15 protein-coding genes and 1 tRNA gene are annotated in these 14,328 nt (G+C 61.3%); all 16 read right to left on the bottom strand.

Features of this window, described 5'->3' with window-relative positions:
* Window positions 1-10: 10 nt before the first annotated feature.
* Window positions 11-1,492 (bottom strand): NADH-quinone oxidoreductase subunit M, encoded by a 1,482-nt coding sequence (locus ACLSSQ_RS07070; protein WP_014238053.1) that lies wholly within the window; start codon window positions 1,490-1,492, stop codon window positions 11-13.
* A 20-nt stretch (window positions 1,493-1,512) separates the two neighbouring features.
* Complete coding sequence (nuoL, locus tag ACLSSQ_RS07065; RefSeq protein ID WP_130458754.1) at window positions 1,513-3,537, bottom strand: NADH-quinone oxidoreductase subunit L; 2,025 nt, start codon at window positions 3,535-3,537, stop codon at window positions 1,513-1,515.
* Window positions 3,538-3,543: 6 nt separating this feature from the next.
* Window positions 3,544-3,849, bottom strand: a complete 306-nt coding sequence (gene nuoK / locus ACLSSQ_RS07060; RefSeq protein ID WP_014238055.1) for an NADH-quinone oxidoreductase subunit NuoK — start codon at window positions 3,847-3,849, stop codon at window positions 3,544-3,546.
* Between the two features lie 54 nt (window positions 3,850-3,903).
* On the bottom strand, window positions 3,904-4,506 hold the full coding sequence (locus ACLSSQ_RS07055; protein ID WP_014238056.1) for an NADH-quinone oxidoreductase subunit J: 603 nt from the start codon (window positions 4,504-4,506) through the stop codon (window positions 3,904-3,906).
* 11 nt (window positions 4,507-4,517) lie between these two features.
* The gene (nuoI, locus tag ACLSSQ_RS07050; protein WP_014238057.1) at window positions 4,518-5,006 is read right to left on the bottom strand and encodes an NADH-quinone oxidoreductase subunit NuoI; all 489 of its coding nucleotides are present in this window, start codon (window positions 5,004-5,006) and stop codon (window positions 4,518-4,520) included.
* A gap of 10 nt (window positions 5,007-5,016) precedes the next feature.
* A complete protein-coding gene (nuoH, locus tag ACLSSQ_RS07045) occupies window positions 5,017-6,066 on the bottom strand; it encodes an NADH-quinone oxidoreductase subunit NuoH (RefSeq protein ID WP_043799532.1) in 1,050 nt (349 codons plus the stop codon).
* Window positions 6,066-8,396 carry an NADH-quinone oxidoreductase subunit NuoG gene (gene nuoG, locus ACLSSQ_RS07040; protein ID WP_416244150.1) on the bottom strand — a complete coding sequence of 777 codons (2,331 nt, stop codon included), beginning with the start codon at window positions 8,394-8,396 and terminating at the stop codon, window positions 6,066-6,068. The genes nuoH and nuoG overlap by 1 nt, the downstream gene beginning before the upstream one ends.
* Window positions 8,397-8,408: 12 nt before the next feature.
* On the bottom strand, window positions 8,409-9,737 hold the full coding sequence (gene nuoF, locus ACLSSQ_RS07035; RefSeq protein WP_014238060.1) for an NADH-quinone oxidoreductase subunit NuoF: 1,329 nt from the start codon (window positions 9,735-9,737) through the stop codon (window positions 8,409-8,411).
* Window positions 9,737-10,210, bottom strand: coding sequence for an NADH-quinone oxidoreductase subunit NuoE (gene nuoE, locus ACLSSQ_RS07030; protein ID WP_014238061.1), 474 nt, complete (start codon window positions 10,208-10,210; stop codon window positions 9,737-9,739). Before nuoE ends, nuoF begins: the two co-directional genes overlap by 1 nt.
* Window positions 10,210-11,463, bottom strand: a complete 1,254-nt coding sequence (locus ACLSSQ_RS07025) for an NADH-quinone oxidoreductase subunit D (RefSeq protein ID WP_014238062.1) — start codon at window positions 11,461-11,463, stop codon at window positions 10,210-10,212. Before ACLSSQ_RS07025 ends, nuoE begins: the two co-directional genes overlap by 1 nt.
* 1 nt (window position 11,464) lies before the next feature.
* Window positions 11,465-12,058 carry an NADH-quinone oxidoreductase subunit C gene (locus ACLSSQ_RS07020; RefSeq protein WP_130458756.1) on the bottom strand — a complete coding sequence of 198 codons (594 nt, stop codon included), beginning with the start codon at window positions 12,056-12,058 and terminating at the stop codon, window positions 11,465-11,467.
* A 15-nt stretch (window positions 12,059-12,073) separates the two neighbouring features.
* On the bottom strand, window positions 12,074-12,550 hold the full coding sequence (locus tag ACLSSQ_RS07015; protein ID WP_014238064.1) for a NuoB/complex I 20 kDa subunit family protein: 477 nt from the start codon (window positions 12,548-12,550) through the stop codon (window positions 12,074-12,076).
* Window positions 12,551-12,554: 4 nt separating this feature from the next.
* The gene (locus ACLSSQ_RS07010) at window positions 12,555-12,929 is read right to left on the bottom strand and encodes an NADH-quinone oxidoreductase subunit A (protein ID WP_014238065.1); all 375 of its coding nucleotides are present in this window, start codon (window positions 12,927-12,929) and stop codon (window positions 12,555-12,557) included.
* A 70-nt stretch (window positions 12,930-12,999) separates the two neighbouring features.
* Window positions 13,000-13,084 (bottom strand) — tRNA-Leu (locus ACLSSQ_RS07005).
* Between the two features lie 65 nt (window positions 13,085-13,149).
* Window positions 13,150-13,539 (bottom strand): preprotein translocase subunit SecG, encoded by a 390-nt coding sequence (gene secG / locus ACLSSQ_RS07000; RefSeq protein ID WP_130458757.1) that lies wholly within the window; start codon window positions 13,537-13,539, stop codon window positions 13,150-13,152.
* Window positions 13,540-13,551: 12 nt separating this feature from the next.
* Complete coding sequence (gene tpiA, locus ACLSSQ_RS06995; RefSeq protein ID WP_416244149.1) at window positions 13,552-14,310, bottom strand: triose-phosphate isomerase; 759 nt, start codon at window positions 14,308-14,310, stop codon at window positions 13,552-13,554.
* Window positions 14,311-14,328: the final 18 nt, after the last annotated feature.

Here is a 14,328-nt window from a genome sequence, read left to right as displayed (position 1 = left end):
GCGGCTTCCATTATTGGAGTTTGCTCTGGGCCACGTGCTGCAGCAGGTCATTGACCGACGCATGCATCACTTCGGTGAAAGGCAGGGGATACAGGCCCATGCCCAGGACGCACAGGGCCAGGATGGCGAGGAAGAAGAATTCCCGTGCATTGATGTCTTCCAGTTCGGCCACGTGGCTGTTGGCGACGGCGCCGAAAACCACCCGCTTGTACATCCAGAGGGTGTAGGCAGCGCCAACGATCATGGTGGTGGCGGCAGCGAAAGCAACCCAGAAGTTGTACTCGACGGCCCCCAGGATCACCATGAACTCGCCGACGAAGCCGGAAGTGGCAGGCAGGCCGGCGTTGGCCATGGAGAAGAGCATGAAGAAGGCGGCAAACTTGGGCATGGTGTTCACCACGCCGCCGTAATCGGCAATCTGGCGGCTGTGCATGCGGTCATACAGCACGCCGATGCAAAGGAACATGGCGCCGGAAACGAAGCCGTGGGAAATCATCTGCACCAGCGCACCCTCGACGCCCAGGGGGTTGAGCATGAAGAAGCCCAGGGTGACGAAGCCCATGTGGGCGATGGAGGAGTAGGCCACCAGCTTCTTCATGTCGGCCTGCACCAGGGCAACGAAACCGATGTAGATGACGGCAATGAGGGACAGGCCGATCATCAAGCCGGACAGCTCATGGGATGCATCGGGAGCGATTGGCAGGGAGAAGCGCAGGAAACCGTAGGCACCGAGCTTCAGGGCGATGGCGGCCAGCACCACGGAACCGCCGGTGGGCGCTTCCACGTGGGCATCGGGCAGCCAGGTGTGCACCGGCCACATCGGCACCTTGACGGCGAAGGCCACCAGGAAAGCCAGGAACAGCCAGATCTGGGTGGTCAGATCCAGGGGCAGCTGATGCCAGTCCTGGATGGAGAAGGAACCGCCGGACTGGAAGAAGAGATAGATCAGGGCGATCAGGAACAGCAGGGAGCCCATCAGGGTGTAGAGGAAAAACTTGATGGCGGCGTAAACCCGGTTGGGGCCGCCCCACATGCCGATGATCAGGTACAGGGGAATCAGGCTGGCCTCGAAGAAGACGTAAAACAGCACGCCGTCCAGAGCACAGAAGATGCCGTTGAGCAGACCGGACATGATCAGGAACGCGGCGTTGTACTGGGCCACCCGCTGCTCGATCACCTTCCAGCCGGCCAGCACCACCAGAATGGTGATGAAGGCGTTGAGGATGACGAAGGGCATGGAAATGCCGTCCACCCCCAGGTGGTAGTTGATGTTGAAGGGGGCGATCCAGGAGGCCTGTTCGACGAACTGCATGGCACTGGTGGCCTTGTCGAAACCGGTATAGAGCGGCAGGGTCACCAGCAGACCCAGGACGGCTCCGAGCAGGGCCAGGCCGCGGGCCAGGGGCGCGTTGCGGTCGGAGCCGGTGAACAACACCACCAGACCGGCCACAATCGGGGTCCAGATGGCGAGAGAGAGCAAGTAACCAGACATATTGATCCCAGTCTTCTAGCTTAGGCGCGGTTAAACCAGAGGGTCAGCAGCACGAACACGCCGATGATCATGGTGAAGGCATAGTGGTAGATGTAGCCGGACTGGAAGAAGCGGACCACGGAAGCGATCGCTCCCACCAGACGGGCGGAACCATTCACCAGCAGACCGTCGATCAGCGCCACGTCACCGCCCTTCCACAGGCCGCGGCCCAGGAGGCGGGCACCGCCGGCAAAGACCACTTCGTTGAACTTGTCGAAGTAGTACTTGTTGTCCAGCAGGGTGTAGATACCGGAGAAACGGGCCTTGATGGCAGCCGGGATGTCGGGGCGCTTCATGTAGAAGAACCAGGACAGGGCAACGCCGGAGAAGGCCAGCCAGAACACCGGGGTGGTCACGGCGTGCAGCGCCATGGCGACGGCACCATGGAAGTGGTGATGCAGGGCTTCCATCACCGGGTGGGCCTCTTCATTGACGTGGATGACGCCCTTGAAGTAGTCGCCGAAGAGCATGGGCTCGATGGCGATGTAACCGATGATCACGGACGGAATGGCCAGGGCGATCAGGGGCACGGTCACCACCCAGGGAGACTCGTGGGGCTTCTGACCGGGAGCCAGGCCGTGGTGGTGGTCGTCGGCCGGTTCTTCGTCCTCATGGTCGCCATGATGATCGTGGTGAGCCTTGCCGAAGCGTTCCTCGCCATGGAAGACCAGGAAATACATGCGGAAGGAATAGAAGGCAGTGATGAAGACACCGGCCATGACCGCAAAGTAGGCGTACTTGGCGCCGGCGATGTTGGACAGGGCCACCGCTTCGATGATGGAGTCCTTGGAGTAGAAGCCGGCGAAGAACGGCGTGCCGATCAGGGCCAGGGAACCGATCAGGGACGTGATCCAGGTGATGGGCATGTACTTGCGAAGGCCGCCCATGTTGCGCATGTCCTGGTCGTGGTGCATGCCGATGATGACGGAACCGGCACCGAGGAACAGCAGGGCCTTGAAGAAGGCGTGGGTCATCAGGTGGAAGATGGCCACGGAGTAGGCGGAAGCGCCCAGGGCCACGGTCATGTAACCCAGCTGGGACAGGGTGGAATAGGCCACCACGCGCTTGATGTCGTTCTGGATGATGCCGAGGAAGCCCATGAACAGGGCGGTGGTGGCACCGATCACCAGGACGAAGGACAGCGCCGTGTCGGACAGTTCAAACAGCGGGGACATGCGGGCCACCATGAAGATGCCGGCAGTCACCATGGTCGCCGCGTGGATCAGGGCGGAGATGGGGGTCGGGCCTTCCATGGAATCGGGCAGCCACACGTGCAGCGGCACCTGGGCGGATTTGCCCATGGCGCCGATGAACAGGCAGATGCAGGCAACGGTCATGAGGGACCAATCGGCGGAACCCCAGATGTTGATGGTCTTGTTAGCCAGTTCAGGCGCCTTGGCGAACACGGTGGCGTAGTCCAAGCTGCCGAAATGGGCCAGCACCAGGCCGATGCCGAGGATGAAACCGAAGTCACCGACCCGGTTCACCAGGAAGGCCTTCATGTTGGCGAAAATGGCGGTGGGACGGGTGTACCAGAAGCCGATCAGCAGATAGGAAACCAGGCCCACGGCTTCCCAGCCGAAGAAGAGCTGCATGAAATTGTTGCTCATCACCAGCATCAGCATGGAGAAGGTGAACAACGAGATGTAGCTGAAGAAGCGGTTGTAGCCGGGGTCTTCCTGCATGTAGCCGATGGTGTAGAGGTGCACCATCAGGGAGACGGAGGTCACCACCAGCATCATGGTCACCGTCAGCTTGTCGATCAGGAAACCCACTTCGAACTTGTATTCGCCGCTGGCCAGCCACTGATAGACGGTGCCGTTGAAACTGTTACCCGCCAGCACGTCCTGGAAGATGACGATGGAGGTGATGAACGCCACGGCCACTCCCAGGATGGTGGCCGTGTGGGCCAGCCAGCGGGGAATGACGCGGCAGAACAGGCCGGCGACGATGGCACCCGCCAGGGGGGCCAGGGGAACCAGCAGATAGAGGCTCTTCATATCCATAGATGCTTAACCCTTCAGGCTGTCCAGATCATCCACATGGATGGTGCGCAGATTGCGGAACAGCACCACCAGGATGGCGAGGCCGATTGCAGATTCGGCCGCGGCGACGACGAGGATGAAGAAAACGGCGAGTTGCCCGGCCAGATCCTGCATGTAATGGGAGAACGCGATGAAATTCATGTTCACCGCCAGCAGCATCAGTTCGATCGCCATGAGCAGCACGATCAGGTTCTTCCGGTTAAGGAAGATACCGAGCACGCTGATGGCGAAGAGAATCGCGCCAAGCACGAGGAAATGCGACAGAGTAAGCAAGGGGCCTCCCTTATCCTTCTTCAGCAGACTGCGGCCAGGCCGCAGCCACGTTGTTTAGTCCTGTTTTTCGGCCGGCATCTGCAAAACGCGGATGCGGTCGGCTGCCTTCACGAACACCTGCTTGGCAGGATCGGTGTACTTGGTCTTCTTGGCGCCCCGATGGGTCAGGACGATGGCGGCGATCAGGGCCACCAGCAGAATCACCGACGCCAGTTCGAAGGGATAGACGTACTCGGTGAAGAGCAGACGCCCCAGTTCCTTGACGTTGGAGACACCGGCGGCAGTCTGGGGCACCTGGGCTTCGGCAGCGCCGAGGTATTGGCTACCCAGGATGGCGCCCATTTCCACGACCATCAGCAGGCCGACCACGGCCCCCAGGGGCAGGTAGTTCCAGAAGCCCTCGCGAATGCGGTCGATGTTGATGTCCAGCATCATGACGACGAAGAGGAACAGCACCATCACCGCGCCGACATAGACCAGAACGATGGAGATGGCGAGGAACTCGGCCTGCAGCAGCGCCCATACGCCACCGGCGCTGAAGAAGGACAGCACCAGATGCAGGGCGGCATGGACCGGGTTACGGGCAGTGATCACCCGCAGGGCGGCGTAAACCAGAATCGCCGACAGGAAGTAGAAAACGACAGTCTTGAATTCCATTTCAGGTCCCGTCAGCGGAATTTGGCATCGGCTTCACGGTCAGCGGCGATCTGCGCTTCGTAGCGGTCGCCGTTGGCCAGGAGCATCTGCTTGGTGTAGTAGAGATCGCCGCGCTTTTCGCCGTGATACTCGAAAATGCGGGTTTCGACGATGGCATCGACCGGGCAGGCTTCTTCGCAGAAACCGCAGAAGATGCACTTGGTCAGGTCGATGTCGTAGCGCGTGGTGCGACGGGAACCATCATCCCGCTGGGCCGCTTCAATGGTGATGGCCATCGCCGGACAGACCGCTTCACACAGCTTGCAGGCGATGCAGCGCTCTTCCCCGTTGGGGTAGCGACGCAGGGCATGCAGGCCACGGAAGCGCGCACTTTGCGGAGTTTTCTCTTCCGGATACTGAACGGTGATCTTGCGGGCGAAGAAATAGCGCCCGGTAACGCTCATACCCTGGAACAGTTCCTTGAGGAACAGGCTCTTAACAATATCTTTCATGGCACCCATGGTGTAATCCTCACTTCCAGATGTTCAGGGGCGACATCATCCAGACGCCGACCACGGTGAACCACACCAGGCTAACCGGAATGAACACCTTCCAGCCCAGACGCATGATCTGGTCGAAACGGTAGCGCGGGAAGGTGGCACGGAACCAGAGGAACAGGAACAGCACGAAGGACATCTTCGCGGCCAGCCAGAAGAAGCCGTCGGGCAGGAATCCCACCGGAGACAGCCAGCCGCCCAGGAACAAAAGGGAGGTCAGGGCTGCAATCAGGATCATGTTGGCGTATTCGGCCAGGAAGAACAGGGCGAACGCCATGCCGGAGTATTCCACCATGTGGCCGGCCACGATTTCGGATTCACCTTCCACCACGTCGAACGGGGCCCGGTTGGTTTCAGCCACGCCTGAGACCAGATAGACAATGAACATGGGCAGCAGGGGCAGCCAGTTCCAGGAAAGGAAGGTCAGGCCCATGCCGGCGAAGATGCCGTGATCCTGGGCCCGCACGATTTCGGTGAGGTTCAGGCTGTTGGACACCATCAGCACGGTCACCAGGGCAAAGCCCATGGAGATTTCATAGGACACCATCTGGGCCGCGGAACGCATGGCACCGAGGAAGGCGTACTTGGAGTTGGAAGCCCAACCGGCCAGGATGATGCCGTACACGCCCATGGAGGCGATGGCCATGATGTAGAGCAGGCTGGCATCGATATTGGCCACACCCAGGCCGTCGGCAAAGGGCACCACCGCCCAGGCTGCCAGCGCCGGAGCGATGGCCAGGCCGGGAGCAATCAGATAGACCCATTTGTCGGCACCGGACGGAACGATGATTTCCTTCAGCAACAGCTTGAGGCCGTCGGCGATCGGCTGGATCAGGCCCAGGGGACCGACCCGGTTGGGACCGATCCGCACGTGCATGTAGGCAATGACCTTGCGCTCGAAGTAGGTCAGGTAGGCCACACCCAGCAGCAGGGGGGCAACCACGGCGACGATCTTGAGCAGGTTCCAGACCACCGGCCAGGCGGGGCCGAAAACGCCCTGAATGAATTGCTGCAGCATATCCATCATGCACGCTCCACGGTGATGGTGCCGAACAGGTCACCCAAGGCCGCAGTGGCGGCATGGGCGGCGGGAACCCGCACGCAACCGGCAGGAGTCCCTTCGTCCAGCTTCAGGGTCAGGGTGGCAGTACCGTCGCCCTGGCGCACACGAACCTGGGCGCCCTCTTCCAGACCCAACTGGGCTGCCGTGGCGCCGTTGATGCGGGCCACGGGGGCCTGCCCGTCACGGGTGCGCAACAGGGAAGGCGCGCGACGCACCAGGGTGTCGGCGAAGTGGATGGGCACATCGCCCACCCGCTGCAGACCGGCAGGGGCCGGGGCCAGTGCCACATTCACACCGCTGATGCCGTTGTCGAGACCGGCGGCGAATTCGGTGCCCTGCCCCAGCAACTCGTCGCGCACTGCTTCGGCGCTTTCGTAATCGAAGCCGGAAAGGTTGAGCACATTACCCAGGACGCGGAAGATCTTCCAGGCCGGACGGGCTTCGCCCAGGGGCCGCACCACACCGTTGAAGCTCTGCACACGGCCTTCGGCATTGACGAAGGTACCGGCAGTTTCGGTGAAGGGGGCAACGGGCAGCATCACATCGGCGTACTCCAGGGCCGGCGCGTGCTTGAAGGCGGACATGAACACCACCAGCTTGGCCTGCTTGAGGGCGGCCAGGGTCTGCTGGGCATTGGCAAAGTCGAACTCGGGCTCGGCATTCAGCAGCAGATAGCCCTGGCGGGGCTGTTCCAGCATGGTGCGGGCATTGAGCTTGCCCGGCAGAGCGCCGGCCACATAACCGCCGACGCTGTTGGCGGCCTCGCCGATGAAGCCGACGGTGGCGCCGGTGATCTTGCCCAGTTCGTTGGCCAGCACCTGCAGCTGGGCGGCGTCGCCGGACTGCTGGGCCACGCTGCCGAGGAACACGGCCTTCTTCTCGCCATCCACCAGGGACTGGGCGATCTTCTGGGCGGTTTCACAGGGATTGAGGCTGTCCAGACCGGCGGGCACTGCCACGCCCTTGATCAGGGCGGCGGCCTTGACCACGGCACCGAGACCGCGGATCAGGTCGGCCGGGGCCAGGGTCAGACGGGCATGGGTGTTGATCAGCTGGTCATCGCCGGCCACATCGATGAAGCTCACCTTGGTGAACTTCTTGGCGGCCTGGCGCAGGCGCTGGGCAAAGAGGGCGGCATCCTTGCGCAGGAAGGAACCGACCACCAGGGCACCGTCCAGATCCTTGATCTCGGCCAGCTTCAGGCCCAGCCAGGGAGTGCCGGTACGCTTGCCGTCGGCGGAGAAGTCGCGCTGACGCAGGCGGAAGTCCACGTTGTCGCAACCCAGGCCGGCAGCCAGCTTCTTGGCCAGAGCCAGTTCTTCCAGGGTGGCGTGGGGAGACAGCAGGAAGCCCAGGGCATCGCCGCCGAACTCACGGGAGACGTCCTTCAGACCGTGGGCCACGTAGTCCAGGGCCACGTTCCACTCCACTTCCTTCCATTCGCCGCCCTGCTTGACCATGGGCTTGGTCAGGCGCTCTTCGCTGTTCAGGGCTTCGTAGGAGAAACGGTCCTTGTCGGAAATCCAGCACTCGTTCACTTCCTCGTTTTCACGGGGCAGAACGCGCATGACCTTGTTGCCCTTGACCTGGACCACCAGGTTGGCGCCGAGGGAATCGTGGGGGCTGACGGACTTGCGACGCTGCAGTTCCCAAGTGCGGGCGCTGTAGCGGAAAGGCTTGGAGGTCAGGGCACCCACCGGGCACAGGTCGATGGCATTGCCGGACAGCTCGGAATCCACGGTGCGGGCCATGAAAGTGGTGATCTCGGAATGGAAATTCCGGTTCGCCATGCCCAGTTCCATGATGCCGGCAATCTCCTGGCCGAAGCGCACGCAACGGGTACAGTGGATGCAACGGCTCATCTCCTCCATGGAGATGAGGGGGCCGATGTCCTTGTGGAACACCACCCGCTTCTCTTCCTGGTAGCGGCTCTTGACGCCGCCGTAGCCCACGGAAAGATCCTGCAGCTGGCATTCGCCGCCCTGGTCGCAGATGGGGCAGTCCAGGGGGTGGTTGATGAGGAGGAATTCCATCACACCCTTCTGGGCCTTGACGGCCAGCTCGGAGTGGGTGAACACCTTCATGCCGTTGGTCACGGGAGTGGCACAGGCCGGCAGCGGCTTGGGCGCCTTCTCCACTTGCACCAGACACATGCGGCAGTTGGCGGCGATGGAAAGCTTCTTGTGGTAGCAGAAGTGCGGAATGTAGACACCCACCTGCTGCGCGGCATCCATCACCGTGCTGCCGTCGGGTACCTCGGCCTTCTTGCCGTCGATTTCGATTTCAAGCATGTCGCTTAAGCCTCAGTTCTGAGCCTTGAAGAACCCGCTACCCGCCCGCTGGACATCCTTGGGCACGAGACAGGTCTTGTGTTCGATGTGGTGCACGAATTCGTCGCGGAAGTGCTTGATGAAGCTCTTCACGGGGAAGGCGGCGGCGTCGCCCAGGGCGCAGATGGTGCGGCCCATGATGCCTTCGCAGACGGAATCGAGCAGATCCAGGTCGTCGGGACGGCCCAGGCCGTGCTCGATGCGGCTCACCACCTTGTACAGCCAGGGGGTGCCTTCACGGCAGGGAGTGCATTGGCCGCAGGACTCTTCGTGATAGAAGAAGGAGAGGCGCTCCAGAGCCTTGACCATGCAGGTGGTCTCGTCCATGACGATGACCGCACCGGAGCCCAGCATGGAGCCGGCCTTGCTGATGGAGTCATAGTCCATGGTGCATTCCATCATCACGTCGCCGGGCAGCACCGGAGCGGAAGAGCCCCCGGGAATCACCGCCTTGAGCTTGCGACCGCCGCGCACGCCGCCGGCCATCTCCAGCAGGGTGCTGAAGGGGGTGCCCAGCGGAATCTCGTAGTTGCCGGGACGATTGACGTGGCCGGAAATGGAGAACAGCTTGGTACCGCCGTTATTGGGCTTGCCCAGGTTGAGGAACTTCTCGCCACCGTCCCGGATGATGAAGGGAATGGAGCCGAAGGTCTCGGTGTTGTTGATGGTGGTGGGCTTGCCGTAAAGGCCGAAGGAGGCGGGGAACGGAGGCTTGAAGCGGGGCTGACCCTTCTTGCCTTCGATGGACTCCAGCAGGGCGGTTTCTTCACCGCAGATGTAGGCGCCGTAGCCGTGGTGGGCGAACAGTTCGAAGTTGAAGCCGGAGCCCAGGATGTTCTGGCCGATGAAACCGGCGGCACGGGCTTCGTCCAGGGCATCCTCGAAGCGCTTGTACACTTCCCAGATTTCGCCGTGGATGTAGTTGTAGCCGCGGGTGGCCCCCATGGCGTAGGCGGCAATGGCCATGCCTTCGATCACGGAGTGGGGGTTGTAGCGCAGGATGTCCCGGTCCTTGAAGGTGCCAGGCTCGCCCTCGTCGGAGTTGCAGACCACGTACTTGTCGCCGGGGAAGGAGCGGGGCATGAAGCTCCACTTCAGACCGGTGGGGAAACCGGCGCCGCCCCGTCCGCGCAGGACGGAGGTCTTCACTTCGGCAATGACCTGTTCCTGGGGAATCTTTTCCGCCAGGATTTTCTTCAGGGCCTCGTAGCCACCGCGGGCCACGTAATCCTTCAGGCTCCAGCCCGCGTCACCGTTCCAGCCGGCGGTCAGGGTGGGGTTGATCGCTCCCAGAATGGCCATTATTTCAACTCCGCCAGCAGTTGGTCGATCTGTTCCGGATTCATGTGGCTGCACATGGACCGGTTATTGACGATCATCACCGGGGCGTCGCCGCAGGCTCCCATGCACTCACCCATGACCAGGGTGAACTTGCCATCGGGAGTGGTCTCGCCGTAGCCGATGCCCAGCTTCTGCTGCAGGTACTCACCGGCGTGTTCGCCGCCGGTCAGGGCGCAGGGCAGATTGGTGCAGACGGTGAGCTTGTACTTGCCCACCGGCTTGCGATCGTACATGTTGTAGAAGGAGGCCACTTCCAGGGCCGCCATGGGCGGCATGCCGAGATAGTTGGCGACGAACTCGATGGTTTCGTCGGCCAGCCAGCCTTTTTCTTCCTGGGCGATCGCCAGAGATGCCATCACCGCCGACTGCTTTTGATCAGCCGGATACTTGGCGACCTCGCGGTCGATCTTCTTGAGGGATTCGGGAGTCAGCATCAGCGGTCAATCTCGCCAAAAACGATGTCCTGGGAGCCGATGATCGTCACCACGTCGGCGATCATGTGGCCCCGTGCCATCTCGTCCATGGCCGCCAGGTGGGCGTAGCCAGGAGCACGGATTTTCATGCGATACGGCTTGTTGGCACCGTCGGAGACGAAATAGATGCCGAACTCGCCCTTGGGATGCTCGACGGCGGCATAGGCCTCGCCTTCGGGCACGTGGATGCCTTCAGTGAAGAGCTTGAAGTGGTGGATCAGCTCTTCCATGTTGGACTTCATGCCTTCGCGGGCCGGCGGTGCAACCTTGTGGTTGTCGGTGATGACCGGACCCGGGTTCTTGCGCAGCCAGTCGATGCACTGCTTGATGATGCGGTTGGACTGGCGCATTTCTTCCATACGCACCAGATAGCGGTCGTAGGAGTCGCCGTTCACGCCAACGGGAATGTCGAAATCCAGATCGGCATAGACTTCGTACGGCTGCTTCTTGCGCAGGTCCCAGGCAATGCCGGAGCCGCGCAGCATGGCGCCGGTGAAGCCGAGCTGCAGGGCGCGCTCGGGGCTGACCACGCCGACGTTCACCAGACGCTGCTTCCAGATCCGGTTGTCGGTCAGGAGGGTGTGGTACTCGTCCAGATAGGTCGGGAAGCGATTGGTGAAGTCTTCCAGGAAATCCAGCAGGGAACCGGTGCGGTTCTCGTTCAGGGTCTTGACCGTGGACGCGCTTTTGAAGCGGTTCTCGGTGTATTGGGGCATGCGGTCCGGCAGGTCGCGATAGACGCCGCCCGGACGGTAGTAGGCTGCGTGCATGCGGGCACCGGAAACGGCCTCGTAGGCATCGACCAGGTCTTCCCGCTCGCGGAAGGTGTACAGCACCATGGCCATGGCACCCACGTCCAGGCCGTGACAGCCGATCCACAGCAGGTGGTTGAGCAGACGGGTGATCTCGTCGAACATCACGCGGATGTACTGGGCACGGACCGGCACCTCGATGCCCAGCAGCTTTTCAACGGCCAGGCAGTAGGCATGCTCGTTGGACATCATGGACACATAGTCCAGACGGTCCATATAGGGCACGGACTGAATCCAGGTGCGGGTTTCCGCCAGCTTCTCGGTAGCCCGGTGCAGCAGGCCGATGTGCGGATCGGCGCGCTGCACGACTTCGCCGTCGAGCTCCAGCACCAGGCGCAGCACACCGTGGGCCGCAGGGTGCTGGGGCCCGAAGTTCATGGTGTAGTTACGAATTTCGGCCATATCAGACGTCCCCGTAATTCTCTTCGCGCACGATGCGCGGCGTGTTTTCGCGCGGTTCGATGGTCACCGGCTGGTAGATCACCCGACCCTGGTCCGGGTCGTAGCGCATTTCGACATAACCGGAAATGGGGAAGTCCTTGCGGAAAGGATGGCCGATGAAGCCGTAATCCGTCAGGATGCGGCGCAGATCTTCGTGACCCGGGAAAACGATGCCGAACAGGTCGAAGGCTTCGCGCTCGAACCAGTTGGCGGAACTCCAGACATTGACGACGGAATCCACCGCGGGGAAGGCATCATCCGGCGCGAAGACACGCACCCGCAGACGCCAGTTCTTGGCCACCGACAACAGGTGGACCACCACCGCGTAGCGCTTGCCGCTCCAGCCGTCGTTGCCGTAGGTGGAGTAATCGACGCCGCACAGGTCGATCAACTCGTCGAAACACAGGGCTTCGGAATCGCGCAGTTCCTGCATCACCTGCAGATAATCGGCGGCATCGACTTCGATGGTCGCTTCACCGAGGGCCAGCTTGAGACTCTTGAGGCGCTCACCGAACTGCGCCTGCAGGCTCTGGCCAAGGGTTTCCAGTTTGGACATGGGAACTCTCCAGGATCAGCGGGCGATGGTATTGGTACGGCGGATCTTGTTCTGCAGCTGCACCAGACCGTAAAGCAGGGCTTCAGCGGTCGGGGGGCAGCCCGGAACGTAGATATCCACCGGCACAATGCGGTCACAACCGCGCACCACGGAATAGGAATAATGGTAGTAGCCACCGCCGTTGGCACAGGAACCCATGGAGATGACCCAGCGGGGCTCCGGCATCTGGTCGTAGACCTTGCGCAGGGCGGGAGCCATCTTGTTGGTCAGGGTGCCGGCCACGATCATCACGTCGGACTGACGGGGGCTGGGACGGAAAACGATACCGAAGCGGTCCAGGTCGTAGCGGGAACAGCCGGCGTGGATCATTTCCACGGCGCAGCAGGCCAGACCGAACGTCATGGGCCACAGGGAGCCCGTACGCATGTAGTTGATCAGCTTGTCAGCGGTAGTCGTGACAAAGCCTTCCTGCAGAATACCTTCGATAGCCATACGCTTACTCCCACTCCAGCGCGCCCTTGACCCAGGCGTAGATGTATCCGACCACCAGAATGGCGATAAAAACCATCATTTCGGCGAAACCAAACCACTTCACGGCCTCGGTATTGACGATTTCCTTGAAAATCGTAGCCCAGGGGAAGAGGAAGGCAATTTCCAGGTCGAACAGGATGAAGAGGATGGCGATCAGGTAATACCGCACATCGAACTTCATACGGGCGTCTTCGAAGGCTTCGAAGCCGCATTCGTAGGGGGAGAGCTTTTCAGCGTCGGGACGGTTGGGAGCAATCAGCCAACCAAGGACAATCGGCAGAACACCGATGGCGATGCCGACCAGAATGAATAATAAGATCGGGAAGTAGTTTTCCAGCATGATCCGCCGCGCTATCGCTTCGTTCTGAAGCCCAACGACCCCTGGCGGAACCACTGGACTTCGTTGCAATTGGTGCCGACGGCGAGACTCGAACTCGCACGACTTACGTCACTACCCCCTCAAGATAGCGTGTCTACCAATTTCACCACGTCGGCACTGCCACTCTGGCACGGCAATTCGAGGACTTCTGCTTTCCGTACCAGAGAACCAAACCCAAAAATTACTTGGGAATGTCTTTCGCTTTCGAACCAACTCCAGCATCTGCCGCTGCAGCGGCGGCATCGCCGCCAACCACAGCCGGCGCGCCATTCGGCGCAGAAGCAGGCGCGGATTGTACAGCTTCCTGCATCACACTGCCACTATTTTTCGGCTTGGCCGAAGCAAGATAGGCAAGCGCCAGGCTGGTCGAAAAGAAAACGATCGCGAGGATGGCGGTGGTACGGGACAGGAAGTTGGCAGAACCAGTAGCGCCGAACAAACTGCCGGACGCACCGCTACCAAACGCAGCCCCCATATCGGCACCCTTGCCATGCTGGATCAGGACCAAACCAATGATCCCCAGGGCCGCCAGGATATGCACCACCAACACCACAGAAAACAGGTAATTCATGTCACTCTTTTCTCAAAAGGCAGCCGCACGACAAATGGCCACGAATTCTTCCGCCACCAGGGATGCGCCGCCGACCAAAGCCCCGTCGATACCGGGCATGGCAAACAACTCCGCCGCATTCCCCGCCTTGACGCTGCCACCGTAGAGCACACGCACTCCGGCAGCCACTTCTGCATTTCTTGCCGCCAGTCGGGCACGAATCCCTTCATGCACCGCCTGGGCCTGGGCGGGAGAAGCCGTGAGGCCGGTACCGATAGCCCACACGGGCTCATAGGCAACCACTGCTCCGGCGAAAACCTCAACACCCGCCGCATCCAGGACTGCATCCAGCTGGGCAGCAACTACCTCAGCCGTCTGGCCGGACTCCCGCTGAGCCAGGGTTTCACCGACACACAGAATCGGCACCAACCCACCCGCCAGAGCCTGCTTGAACTTCTTTGCCACCAGCCCGTCATCCTCGCCATAGAGCGCCCGGCGCTCCGAGTGGCCGACGATGACATAGCGACAGCCAAAATCCTTGAGCATTGCCGCACTTACCTCACCGGTAAATGCCCCCGAGACTTGCTCACTCAGGTTTTGCGCCCCCCAACTCACTTCAGTCTTAGCCAGCTCCTGCTGGGCCTGAGCCAGGTACGGATAGGGAACACAAACGGCACACTCGACCGCAGCGGCAAGCCCCTTCACCCCGGCAACCACACCCTGGAGCAGGGAACGGTTGGCTGCCAAGCCGCCATGCATCTTCCAGTTTCCAACAACCAGTTTTTGGCGCATGACTCAAAGACTCGGATC

This window comes from Azospira sp. APE16 (assembly GCF_047901315.1).
In the GTDB taxonomy this organism is placed as follows: Bacteria; Pseudomonadota; Gammaproteobacteria; order Burkholderiales; family Rhodocyclaceae; genus Azospira; species Azospira oryzae.
The sequence above is the reverse complement of the archived record's forward strand: the minus strand, read 5'-3'. Positions and strand labels throughout refer to the sequence as shown.

Excerpts from the sequence above, each read along its gene's own strand:
- ACLSSQ_RS07070 (WP_014238053.1), bottom strand. The coding sequence starts at position 1,492 with ATGTCTGGTTACTTGCTCTCTCTCGCCATCTGGACCCCGATTGTGGCC.
- nuoL (WP_130458754.1), bottom strand. The coding sequence starts at position 3,537 with ATGGATATGAAGAGCCTCTATCTGCTGGTTCCCCTGGCCCCCCTGGCG.
- ACLSSQ_RS07055 (WP_014238056.1), bottom strand. The coding sequence starts at position 4,506 with ATGGAATTCAAGACTGTCGTTTTCTACTTCCTGTCGGCGATTCTGGTT.
- nuoI (WP_014238057.1), bottom strand. The coding sequence starts at position 5,006 with ATGGGTGCCATGAAAGATATTGTTAAGAGCCTGTTCCTCAAGGAACTG.
- nuoH (WP_043799532.1), bottom strand. The coding sequence starts at position 6,066 with ATGGATATGCTGCAGCAATTCATTCAGGGCGTTTTCGGCCCCGCCTGG.
- nuoG (WP_416244150.1), bottom strand. The coding sequence starts at position 8,396 with ATGCTTGAAATCGAAATCGACGGCAAGAAGGCCGAGGTACCCGACGGC.
- nuoF (WP_014238060.1), bottom strand. The coding sequence starts at position 9,737 with ATGGCCATTCTGGGAGCGATCAACCCCACCCTGACCGCCGGCTGGAAC.
- nuoE (WP_014238061.1), bottom strand. The coding sequence starts at position 10,210 with ATGCTGACTCCCGAATCCCTCAAGAAGATCGACCGCGAGGTCGCCAAG.
- ACLSSQ_RS07025 (WP_014238062.1), bottom strand. The coding sequence starts at position 11,463 with ATGGCCGAAATTCGTAACTACACCATGAACTTCGGGCCCCAGCACCCT.
- ACLSSQ_RS07020 (WP_130458756.1), bottom strand. The coding sequence starts at position 12,058 with ATGTCCAAACTGGAAACCCTTGGCCAGAGCCTGCAGGCGCAGTTCGGT.
- ACLSSQ_RS07015 (WP_014238064.1), bottom strand. The coding sequence starts at position 12,550 with ATGGCTATCGAAGGTATTCTGCAGGAAGGCTTTGTCACGACTACCGCT.
- ACLSSQ_RS07010 (WP_014238065.1), bottom strand. The coding sequence starts at position 12,929 with ATGCTGGAAAACTACTTCCCGATCTTATTATTCATTCTGGTCGGCATC.
- secG (WP_130458757.1), bottom strand. The coding sequence starts at position 13,539 with ATGAATTACCTGTTTTCTGTGGTGTTGGTGGTGCATATCCTGGCGGCC.
- tpiA (WP_416244149.1), bottom strand. The coding sequence starts at position 14,310 with ATGCGCCAAAAACTGGTTGTTGGAAACTGGAAGATGCATGGCGGCTTG.